We start from the raw sequence: 10,839 nt of genomic DNA on the forward strand, positions 1-10,839 counted from the left end.
CGAGCGATGGCTCCCGGCTGGCATCACCCGCGTCTACGCCGTCCTCGACAACCTGGCCGCCCACGGATCCCGCGACGTGCTGTTGTTCAACGTGGCATGCCCGCGATGGGAGTTTGTCTTCCAGCCGGTCGCGGCGGCGTACTTGAACCTGATCGAGCCGTGGTGGAAGATCCTGCGGTCCCTGGCGCTCAAGGGCCGACGATTCGGGACATGGGAGGAGATCGTTGAGGCGGTGAACCGGGCGACGGCTTACTGGAACTCGCACCGACATCCATTTCACTGGGGCCGACGACGGCGTCACCGGCCCCGTCGGCCGGCCGGCGTCGCCACCCCGCCATCTGTGCGATAACTTGGCGGATGCACCATTTAGCCTGACCGTGGATGACGTCACGCGGGCCGTCCAAGGACAGAATCTCAGCGTGGCCAGCGGGCAAATCGGCGCTCCGCCGGCGCCGCGCGGGCAAAACTTCCAGTTCACCGTCACCACCGATGGCCGACTGCCCGACCCGAAGGCGTTTGAATCCATCGTCGTCAAGAACACCGGCGAGCAGATCGTCCATTTGCGCGAGGTCGTGCGGGACACGCGGGAGATCAACGGGACCAAAGAACACGGCATCGAACTCGGGGCGCGCAGCTACGACACCTTTGCGATGTCCGACGGGAAGCCCGCCGTTGGCCTCCCGATTTTTCAACTTCCCGGAGCCAACGCCCTCGACACCGCTCGGGCCGTGAAAAAGAAAATGCAGGGAATGGCCCCGGAACTCGAACGGCAGGGCATCAAATACGACATCGTCTTTGACCCCACATTGTTCATTGAAGATTCCGTCAGCGCGGTCGTGCAGACGCTCTTCGAGGCGATCCTCCTCGTCGCCGTCGTGGTGCTGGTGTTCCTCCAAGACTGGCGGGCGGCCCTGATCCCCATGCTGGCGATCCCCGTGGCCTTGATCGGCACGCTCGCCGCGATGTATGCCCTCGGATATTCGATTAATAACCTCACCCTGTTCGGATTGGTTCTTGCCATCGGCATTGTCGTCGATGATGCCATCGTGGTGGTCGAGGCTGTCGAAGGACACATCTCCGCCGGGCTTTCTCCGCATGACGCGACCGTGAAGGCGATGAGGGAGGTAAGCGGCGCGATCATCGGCGTGTCGCTGGTGCTGGTGAGCGTCTTCCTGCCGGCGGCCGTTATTCCGGGCATCACCGGGCTGTTCTTCAAGCAATTTGCTGTCACCGTGGCCGTCAGCACGCTCCTCTCCGCCGTGAATTCACTCACCCTCAGCCCGGCCTTGTGTCCGGTCCTCCTCAAGAGCCATCACCAAAAACCGGACCCGCTTCAACGCCTGCTGAATCTCACGCTCGGCTGGTTCTTCCGGCTGTTCAACCGGGGCTTCGAGCGGGCGTCTGTGGTCTACGGCAAATCAGTGGCCCGGCTCATCCGCGTGTCGCTGGTCGTGCTGTTTCTGTATGTCGCCCTGCTGGGGGCTACGGGCGTTGGTTTCACTCGCATCCCTGCTGGCTTCATCCCGCAGCAGGATCAGGGGTATCTCGTCATCAATGTCGAACTCCCCGAAGGGGCCTCGCTTGAGCGCACACAGCGCGTGGTTGACCGCATCAATGACATTGCGTTGGGTTCCGTCGGCCCGGACGGAGAGCGAGACCGGAGCAAGGGAGAGAAAGGAATTTTCCACTCACTCGGGGTTACCGGGTTTTCGATTTTCGCGTCGGCGAATCTGTCGAACAATGCCGGGATTTACGTGTCGCTTGTCCCATACCCCGAACGCAAGGGGCGCTCGGCCGACATGATCGTGGCCAGTCTGAACGCGAAATTCGCCACCATCCAGGAAGGACAAGTGACGGCATTCGGCGCGCCGCCGATCTTGGGGCTGGGCAACGCCGGCGGGTTCAAATTGCAAGTGCGAGACAATCCCAACTACGGGCTCGGCACGCTTGAAGGAACAACCGAGAACATTGTGCAAGCCGCCATGAAGGAACCCGGCATCCCCGTGGCGTTCGGCACCTTCCGCTCGGCCGCCCCGCAATACCGGGTCGTGATCGACAAGGACCGTTGCTTTAAAATGGGGATCAGCGACAAGTCCGTGAAAGATGCGTTGCAGGTATATTTGGGGGCGCTGTATGTGAACGACGTGTCGCTGGAAAATCGTAACTGGCAGGTAAATGTGATGGCGGCCGCCGACGCCCGCACGCGGAAGGAAGACATTGGGGCCTTGAAGGTCCGTACGGCGGACGGGGGGATGGCGTCTCTCTCCAGCGTGATCAAGGTGATCGAGGTGAACGGCCCCGCGAAGGTGAACCGCTATAACCTGATCACCTCGGCGGACGTGAACGGCTTCACCGTGCCGTCGGTCATCAGTTCCGGCGAGGCGGCGGCCAAAGTCGAGGCAATCGCCAAACGCGAGCTGCCTGACGGAATGAGTTACGAATGGACCGACATGTCTTACCAGCAACAACTCGCGTCGAACACGTCCGTGAAACTGCCGGGCGTGTTCGAGTTCGTCGGCGACACCACGCTGCTTGTGTTCGGCCTCAGCACGGTTCTGGCGTTCTTGGTGCTGTCTTTCTTGTACGAGAGTTTTCTGTTGCCACTGGCTGTCGTGCTGATCGTGCCAATGTGTTTGCTCTGCGCGGTCATCGGTTTGATGATCACCAAGCTCGATTTGAACGTGTTCACACAGATTGGCTTGGTGGTGCTGGTGGGGCTGGCGTGCAAAAACGCCATCCTCATCGTCGAATTCGCCCGGCAGAAAAGGTCCGAAGGCATGGATCGCCGGGAGGCCGCCGTGACGGCGGCGAAGTTGCGACTGCGGCCGATTCTCATGACGAGCTTCGCCTTTATTCTCGGCGTGCTACCGCTGGTGATCGCGGAAGGGGCCGGCTCCGAGATGCGCCGGGCGCTCGGCACGGCCGTCTTCTCGGGCATGATCGGCGTGACGATTTTTGGTCTCTTCTTCACGCCGGTTTTCTACACCACTCTCGAAGGCCTGCGCCGGGCGAAGCTTACCGAGACGGCCACAGTAGAAGTCTCGCCGCAGACCTCGGGGCACCCCTGACCGCATAACGTGTGATAGTGATCACCGTACGGTGATCACCGTCTGTCAATCAATGGTGGAAGATATTTTAACGTCGTCGCTCCGCTCGGTGGCGACCGGCATGCGGCAAGTGTTGCGCTCGCGCAAATTGACGGCGTGTGTCCGGTCGATCAAAAGGGCGAAACAAGCCCCGTTCATCGCCCCCCTCTAGCGCCAACGTCAGCAAGCCTTCCTCGCGGACACTATTCTCGAAATACTTGGCGCGGCGGGAGTCTCGCCGACCGATGAGAGAATCGCGGAGATCGCAAGGATGGTTCGGCGCATGTTCACTTCAGAGATCATTTCCTGTTGGGAAGCCGATACAATCGTAACTAATCCGAATTTGGATTCAAGAGCTGTTGGCTCTGCATCTCTCATGGCCGAGGAATTGGCGCCTTCCCTGAGCCGAGTTCCTTAAAGTCGCCGTTCTTCTCGGCTTCCTTTTCCGTGCTTGTCCGGCTGCACAGGCTGACATGAAGCAACTTTTCCTTCGGCTCCGCATGGGCGTAAACCAGATACTTCTTCCCTTTCTCGAAGCCGTATCCGCAGGAGGCCCCGCTCTTGGAAGTGGAGACGGTGATTTCGGCCGACTCGCCGCCCTTCCACCAACGTTCCGCCTTGAGGGTCACTGTGGACATCTGTCCCAGCGTCTCGACCTTCACCACCTCGGCCAAGAACACGGCAGACGATCCCTCCATGGACTTCTTTGGAGGCGCGGGATCGGCACAGTCACAGGCAAAAAGACTTGGAAGGCCAAAGCCGGCAAGCAAGATGAAAATAGCCGTCAGGAATCGCACGGGTTCGCTCCTTGATCGCAACGGATGAAAAGACGGGCATATCGCCCATCAGAAAGACGACTGGCCAAGGCGATTTGTTTGGGATTAAGCGGGGCATCCGAAAACAAGTTCAAGGGCTTCGAAGGCGACCAGAACCAGACCTCACGAGCCAAGAACCCTATAAAGCCCCAAAACGGCCCTTGCCGCGTCACCTTGTTTCAGAGGATCAAATCGTCATGTCTCACCTGCATACGCTTCTGACCTCCCTTTTGTTGTTTGCCAACACGGCCGTCGGACAATCCGAGAAACCTCCTTACACACTGCCTTCCCCAAAAGGATGGGCCAGGGAAACGATTGCCCTGCCACCAGCCTTCGCACCCGGCATGGCTTGGAAGGGAACCGAGGATATCCGGTTCGCACCCGGTATGTTCAAGCCGGATTCTGATACCTTCTTCTCCTATGCCTTGGTGTTCTGGCTGCCGGATGATCAGAAGGTTGACGCCAAGACGATGGAGAAGGAACTGCTGGCGTATTATCGGGGTTTGGCCAAGGCTGTGCTGAAAGGAAAGAAGCAAGAAGCGGATGAGGGCAAGTTCACGCTGAACGTAAAGGATAACCCAGTGAAGGCGGACAAACGGGGCGACGGCGAAGTCATATCGTCCTGTGTCGGCGAATTGAAATGGATCGAGCCGTTTGCGACGGGCAAGGAACAAACGCTGAGACTGGAGATCCAGACATGGCATTGCGAGAAGCAGAAGCATCACTGCGTGTTCTTGTGTGTGTCACCAACGAGCGAGGAGTCCGCCGTTTGGAAGAGCCTTCGGGAGATCAGGACGGGTTTCACTTGTCCGTAGCAATTAGAAACAGGCTCTCGCGAGCCTGATTGTCGATTGATTCACCGATCACGAATGACCTTCCGACGCTCGACGCGGGGTCAATGTCATGACTGACACGACTGATCGTGTTTCATTCTTTGAATGACCAAGGGCGATTGCCGACGGATACGGCGCCGATGAAAGACGATCTCGCGGTCCGAACGCAGAAGCAGAATGGGGATTGCCCGGCTTGCGAAGCCACGGATCGTTCCTGATCGTGCCAAAGAGCTTATGTGATCCGGATCGGAACAGTTTCATACCCTTGGAATCGGGCAAACGGGAAGAATGTCGTCTTGACGTGACACAAGCATGTCAATGATGGCCCATGAACATCGGAACTTGGGCCATTGATGATGAGTCGGGACATCGTGTCTCGCGTATAAGTTGTTGAAGCATGCTGTTTCGTTTTTCTTCAGATTCCTTCTCACAAACTGCGGCCAGTCGAAGATCACAAGCCAGGCGTCCAGAAATCCAGAAGGTCCTTGGTCAGGGCCGACACATCCTCGATCAGTTTCCGGCCGTGTTCGCCAATCAAGCCAAGCCGGTCTTCCGGACGATGCCAGTGGGGAAACGGCTCTCCAAACGTCCCGATTTGGATGACCGGAATGCCCGCTTGCATGAACGGCCAGGTGTCGAACGCCGCGATGGATGTGTCTTCTCGGATGAGCGTCGGACGATGGAAACGACTGGGGACGCCGTCGCCCATGCCGCTTCTTTCGCGGGCGCTCAGCAAGGCCTGCCGAACCGGTCCGGCCAAACCCGGCGACATCGTCAGACAGATGCCGTCGCCGACACTCACCGAATCAATGTTGATCATGGCCCGGATGCGTCCAAGCTCTCTTCGGCTCCTCAAGTCTTCGACGAAGCGATAAGAGCCAAGTTTGTTCCATTCTTCGGCGTCAAAAGAAACGAAGCCGATTTCTCTGTTCGGGTTGGGGCCAAGCAATCGTGCCAAAACGAGCAGCGAGGCGGTGCCGCTGGCATTGTCATGTGCTCCGGTTGTCGTGAAGAAAGAATCGTAATGAGCGCATACCAGGATCGAAGGGTGATTGCCTGACGTGGCGATGACGTTGCAGCCTTTCTGACCTTTCAGGAATTCCGCACAGACGGACAGTTCGACGGCTGGCTCGACGCCATGGCGCAGCCAGCCGGAGATTCGCTTGAACTCGTTGACGCCAACCATGACGCATGGCCATGGATGTTTCTCGTCGTCCAGCGGCTGTGGCCACACCACCGTGTTGCTCAACAAGCAGGCCGCCACCGAACCCGCCTTGTCCACGACAGGAAAGACATGCCAGTCATAGGCCTCGAAGGTGCGAAGCATCGCGGGAAAGCCGGTCACGGCCTTGATCTTGCCTGTCACAAGGCCATTGGTTGGCTTCGACCAGACAACCGGCAGACAGTCTTCCAATCCCCGCCGAACAGGCTTCATGTATCGGACAGTCGGAGAGGCAAGCTGGCGCCAGCCGACAAACTCAAATTCGTGAAGATCTGTCTGATACCCCATCTGATCGTAGAGCTTCCTCAAGCGTCCGGCGATCTCGGCATTCCGGACAGAACCGGCCACGCGAGGTTCTTGGCACAGAAAGGTAAGAAGGTCGTTCAGAAAGTTTGATTGCTCGGTCATTCGAGGATTTTCATTGGTGCGATGTTTTGCCAGCGAGAACCGGGGAGGGTTTGCAAACAGGGCAAGCGAACATGGAATCAAGGCCGGGTCAGTCATTGTCCATGAAGGGGAACAAATGCTTGTTGCCTCCGTCGCCAACCGCCAAGTCCATATGCCGTGGCGATGGATGTGCATGAAAGCCGGGAAAACCAGAATAGGGTCGTCTGCTTTAACATCTGTTTCGGCTTAACCATTCGAGCCGGGGCGAGCCACCGGATAGTTCAAGCCGCCGTGCTCCAGCAAGTCGCAACCCCGCCGCCAGCCTTGAACCCAACCGACACATCTTCCAGCACAAACTCCCAAGCCTTCTCTGCATTCGCATTCAGGACGTACTCGGCCTGTCGGGCATCAATCTGGGCGAACGTCTGGCCGCATGGAGTCACTTCATTCGGGTTAAATGCCATACGCCGTAATCTGCCTCCGGTAAACAACATATGAGTTTGGCTGCCGGGGTTCAGCATCCTCACACGACTCCTATACGCCTGGCCCGGCGGATCGCCGCCACAGAATGACGGCCGCAGCCGCTTCGGAAGGGAGCGAGAATGTGGGTGAGAGATGGAATGAAGCCGGCTGACTTGCCACCAAGAGCCGCCTTCATTCCATCTCTCACCCGGAAAACCAACCAAAATGGGCTTGATTCATTGACGGCTTCATCGTCCCATCAGTTCACCTGCTGCAGCGGTCAGAAAGACTTTGAACCCAGATATTACCTGATGTCACCGCAGTCAGGTGTAACGTCTTGTTCGGCGTAGAAACTTCAAGAACTCATGCGTTTGCCCGACGTTTGCCCGCCACTCGTTGAGCGGGGTTATTGCTCGCATTGACACACGGACCCGTGTGATCCAGCCATCCTCTGCCGCCAATATGTCTGACGACCGGCCCTCCGGTGGACGGCTTTCCAGCAACTCCATGACGGCCATGCAGAGCCCCGCCGAGCCGTCGCGGACGTCGCATTTTCGTTGCATGCGAACGCAACAGGCACGCTGCCCGCACAATCAGCATGTCCGGCAAAGCCGCCCTTCTCGGTTCGATCGTTGTCCGTGACGGGTGGTTTTCGGATCATTCGCGATCGTTCCGGCTCCGATACGAGAGTGGAAGTTATCGCATCCGTCGCAATCAGGAGCCGCGCGTGAAGCCTCGTCGCAAACTGTTTGCTTCAGTCGTGGCCGCCGCATTCTCGGTCGCGCCCGCACTGGGAGAGCCGTCCGGCGACCCGATTCCCCCGAAGGACCCGATTCCCCCGAAAGAGACGCCGGTCGTGGCGATCTTCGCATCCGCCGAGACGACGCCAAGAATATGGGGAGAAGTCGACTATCTGCTCTGGTGGGTGAAGCCGCAGTCGGTCTCCGCGCCGCTCGTCACCACCGGCAACCCCAACGACGCCGTCCCCGGCGCCATCGGCCAGCCCGGCACGCGCGTGTTGTTCGGCGGCAACGATCTCAACTACGGCGCCACCTCCGGCCTGCGCGTCAATTTCGGCGCCTGGCTCAATGACGACGCGACCATCGGCTTCGAAACAAGCTGGTTCCAGCTCGAACAGCGCTCGACGCACTTCGGCATCGCGTCCGACGGCACGGGCAATCCCCCGATCTACATGCCGACGATCAATCAAGATCCCGCGAGCGGCAACTTCGGCGGCAGGGGAAGCATCACAATCGCCGATCCCCTCTTCCCGCCTCCGGGTCCGACCGTCGGACGCCTGAGCGTCGATTCGACCTCCCGGCTGTGGGGCGCCGAGGCGAACGCCCTCATGAATCTGGGCCGGTCTTGCGCCTGGAGCGTCGACGGTCTCGCCGGCTTCCGCTACGCGGACCTCGCCGAACGGCTCCGCATCAATGGCTTTTCAAACGAGACCGGCATCGACATCCGGCAATCGTTCTTCGACGACTTCAGCGCCAGCAACCACTTTTACGGCGGTCAACTCGGCGCTCGCATCGGCTACGAAGGGGAGCAATTCTTCTTGAAAATGACCGCCAAGGCGGCCCTCGGATCGACGCATCAAGTCGTCGGCGTCCAGGGGCAGTCGCTTTACTCCGGCACCGGCTTCTCGTTGCCGGCGGGCCTGTATCCCGGCGGCATCTACGCGCAACCGAGCAACATCGGCAGCCGCGAAGCCGATCGTTTCAGCTTCATTCCGCAGGTGCAACTCCAGGCGGGGGTGAAGATCACGTCACAATTGAAGGCGACCATCGGCTACGATTTCCTCTACTGGAGCAGCGTCGTCCGGCCGGGCCAGCAGATCGATCCGAATCTGAACCCGAATCAATTCCCGGGCCTTCCGTTCCTCGGAGCGCGGCTTCCCGCGCCCCAGCTCAACCGGACCGACTTCTATGCCCAAGGTCTAAAGCTCGGTCTCTTCTTCGAATTTTGATCGGCCGTCCTTGTCGGGAGTCGGCATCTCATTCGGCGGCCGCAGCCAGTGGCTGAACGCCGGTGCGAAGGCCGACGAGGGTGCCGTCGGCGTCATAGACGATCGCCGTTCATGTTGATCATGTCCGTCTACCACCACTTCATGAAACGCCGCGAAGACCTTCGCAGCACGTTCACGACCAAAAACCAGAAACTGAACGAAATATCCACAGATGCGTGCCAGGCAGGACGGGGCGCCGGCACGGATCGAAGCGGAGAAGTGAAAAAACTCTCCCGGATTTCCCGGCCGGCTCATCTTACGCCGACGGGTTATGCGGAAAATTTCCGTCGATTGCAAGTTTCACCGCCGAAGCAATGGTCCTTCATGAAGTAATGAGAGGGAAAAATTTGGCCGCAGGCCGGACCATCTGTTAGACTCCCCCGGATGTCAGAATGAGTCTGTTTCATCACAGCGTTTTTCTGACGTTTCCGTCAGGAAAACGCTTGGGCGGTTCGTTCCCTGCCTGATTTCAAAAAAGTGTCTCTGACGTTCTATTTCGAGTATTCCCCGATCAAAGGGATTGGGAGGAGACAGAAATGTTGAGCCAGTGGTTCGGAAAGCGATCGTCTTGTGCGAATCAACCGCACCGCCGCCGGATCGCCCGCACGATGCGGCTCGGATTCGATCATCTCGAAGATCGATCTGTCCCGGCCATTATCACCATCAGCCATGTGCCCGCTGCAACGCCGAGCAACAACGACTTCACCGTCTTCAAGAACGCCCTGAACGGCGCATCGGCCGGCGACACGATCAAAATCAACGGCACCCTGAACTGGTCCGAGCCGAACTCCTTCACTTCGTGGGCCACGACCGGCTTCCACTACATCCTGCCGCACATCGACAACATCACCCTCACCGGTCTGAACGCCTCGGGTGACGGCATCACAGGCCCCGGCACCGAAGGCGGCGGCGCGAGTCCGATCCACTTCGACGGTCTCGGCACCGACAAGAATTGGAACATCACCGGCCTGACGATCAAGAATTTCGACGTCGCCATCTCCTATGCGCCGGATGCCGACTTCACCAGTTACGCCGGCACCCATATCACCAACAACGTCATCACCGTGCCGAACGCCGGTCCGGCCAGCCAGAACGGCGGCATCATCCTCGGTCCGAGCGCGAATCAGACGGTTCAGGGCAACCAGATCAGCATCAGCGGCCACGGTGGCGCCTCGTCCTCCAGCTTCGGCATCAACGCTTTCTCGTCCTCCAGCGCGGGCGCCTGGAACAACCTGCTCATCGACAATAACACCGTCACGGTCAGCACCGTCGGCGCCACCGAGAAGATCATCGGCATCGCCGAGAACACCGGTTCGACCGGTTCGAACATCACCGTCACCAACAACACGTTCCACGGCGATTCCGGGTCCATCGCCGGCAATCAGCAAGTGGCGTTCGGCATCACCTCGGACTCGACCGACACCGCGACGGTCGTTTATTCGGGCAACGTCGTCAACGGCGCCCTCGACGGCTTCGTCTGGGGCAATCCAGAAACGAACCCGCCATACGACTTCAGCAACGACATCGGAATCACCTTCTCGAACACGACTCTCACGAACGTCGGCACGGGCTTCGTGGCTCGCGACGGCGCCAAGGCGACCATCGGCAGCACGACGATCACAAACATCGACGTCTTCAACTTCGGCACCGCCTTCAGCGCTGACGGCGCGGGCACCGTGATCACCGTCACCGATCCCGTCTCGAACTCCACGGGTGTCGCCGCCCTCAAGAGCGAAACCAGCGGCGGCCACGTGAATTTCGTCGGCCCGAAGGTCACCGGTCTCAGCACGACGACGGTCAGCGGCACCTATGGAATCGGCAGCGCCATCGCCATCACCGTCGCCTTCGACAGGGCGGTCAGCGTGACCGGTACGCCGACGCTCCTGCTCAACAGCGGCGGCACCGCGACCTACTGCGGCGGTACCGGCACGAACAGCCTCAAGTTCAAGTACACGATCGCCGCCGGCGAGAGCAGCGCCGCCCTCGACGCCGCCGGCGCCTCGGCTCTCAGCGGCACGATCACACA

Annotated in this window: 8 protein-coding genes and 1 pseudogene; 6 read left to right on the forward strand and 3 right to left on the reverse strand. The window is 59.4% G+C overall.

Going from position 1 to position 10,839, the window contains the following annotated elements; genetic code table 11:
• Positions 1-349: pseudogene (locus tag BGIM_RS65035) on the forward strand (transposase); the annotation flags it as partial.
• A 1-nt stretch (position 350) separates the two neighbouring features.
• Positions 351-3,068, forward strand: coding sequence for an efflux RND transporter permease subunit (locus BGIM_RS53250; protein ID WP_157369554.1), 2,718 nt, complete (start codon positions 351-353; stop codon positions 3,066-3,068).
• Between the two features lie 392 nt (positions 3,069-3,460).
• Here BGIM_RS53250 and BGIM_RS0131005 read toward each other — a convergent pair whose 3' ends face one another.
• Positions 3,461-3,784 (reverse strand): hypothetical protein, encoded by a 324-nt coding sequence (locus BGIM_RS0131005; RefSeq protein WP_020473565.1) that lies wholly within the window; start codon positions 3,782-3,784, stop codon positions 3,461-3,463.
• A 314-nt stretch (positions 3,785-4,098) separates the two neighbouring features.
• On the opposite strand from BGIM_RS0131005, the gene BGIM_RS0131010 reads away from it, so the two are divergent.
• The gene (locus BGIM_RS0131010) at positions 4,099-4,716 is read left to right on the forward strand and encodes a hypothetical protein (RefSeq protein WP_029630916.1); all 618 of its coding nucleotides are present in this window, start codon (positions 4,099-4,101) and stop codon (positions 4,714-4,716) included.
• A gap of 469 nt (positions 4,717-5,185) precedes the next feature.
• Here BGIM_RS0131010 and BGIM_RS0131020 read toward each other — a convergent pair whose 3' ends face one another.
• Entirely contained in the window at positions 5,186-6,364 is a 1,179-nt protein-coding gene (locus tag BGIM_RS0131020; protein ID WP_157369555.1) for a M28 family metallopeptidase, read from the reverse strand.
• 260 nt (positions 6,365-6,624) lie between these two features.
• Positions 6,625-6,807, reverse strand: a complete 183-nt coding sequence (locus BGIM_RS0131025; protein ID WP_020473569.1) for a hypothetical protein — start codon at positions 6,805-6,807, stop codon at positions 6,625-6,627.
• 596 nt (positions 6,808-7,403) lie between these two features.
• On the opposite strand from BGIM_RS0131025, the gene BGIM_RS0131035 reads away from it, so the two are divergent.
• From BGIM_RS0131035 to BGIM_RS53255, 3 genes are all read left to right on the forward strand, one after another.
• Positions 7,404-8,774 carry a BBP7 family outer membrane beta-barrel protein gene (locus BGIM_RS0131035; protein ID WP_020473570.1) on the forward strand — a complete coding sequence of 457 codons (1,371 nt, stop codon included), beginning with the start codon at positions 7,404-7,406 and terminating at the stop codon, positions 8,772-8,774.
• A 111-nt stretch (positions 8,775-8,885) separates the two neighbouring features.
• Complete coding sequence (locus tag BGIM_RS0131040) at positions 8,886-9,146, forward strand: hypothetical protein (protein ID WP_020473571.1); 261 nt, start codon at positions 8,886-8,888, stop codon at positions 9,144-9,146.
• Between the two features lie 203 nt (positions 9,147-9,349).
• Positions 9,350-10,839: hypothetical protein (locus BGIM_RS53255; protein WP_193789024.1), on the forward strand; the 1,490-nt coding region annotated here is incomplete at its 3' end.

The sequence above is a fragment of the Zavarzinella formosa DSM 19928 genome (genome assembly GCF_000255705.1).
Lineage (GTDB): Bacteria > Planctomycetota > Planctomycetia > Gemmatales > Gemmataceae > Zavarzinella > Zavarzinella formosa.

What these genes read in the sequence shown, in the direction of transcription:
- BGIM_RS0131005 (WP_020473565.1), bottom strand. Translation starts at nt 3,784, where the DNA reads ATGGAGGGATCGTCTGCCGTGTTCTTGGCCGAGGTGGTGAAGGTCGAG.
- BGIM_RS0131040 (WP_020473571.1), top strand. Translation starts at nt 8,886, where the DNA reads ATGTTGATCATGTCCGTCTACCACCACTTCATGAAACGCCGCGAAGAC.
- BGIM_RS0131025 (WP_020473569.1), bottom strand. Translation starts at nt 6,807, where the DNA reads ATGGCATTTAACCCGAATGAAGTGACTCCATGCGGCCAGACGTTCGCC.
- BGIM_RS0131020 (WP_157369555.1), bottom strand. Translation starts at nt 6,364, where the DNA reads ATGACCGAGCAATCAAACTTTCTGAACGACCTTCTTACCTTTCTGTGC.
- BGIM_RS0131010 (WP_029630916.1), top strand. Translation starts at nt 4,099, where the DNA reads ATGTCTCACCTGCATACGCTTCTGACCTCCCTTTTGTTGTTTGCCAAC.
- BGIM_RS0131035 (WP_020473570.1), top strand. Translation starts at nt 7,404, where the DNA reads ATGTCCGGCAAAGCCGCCCTTCTCGGTTCGATCGTTGTCCGTGACGGG.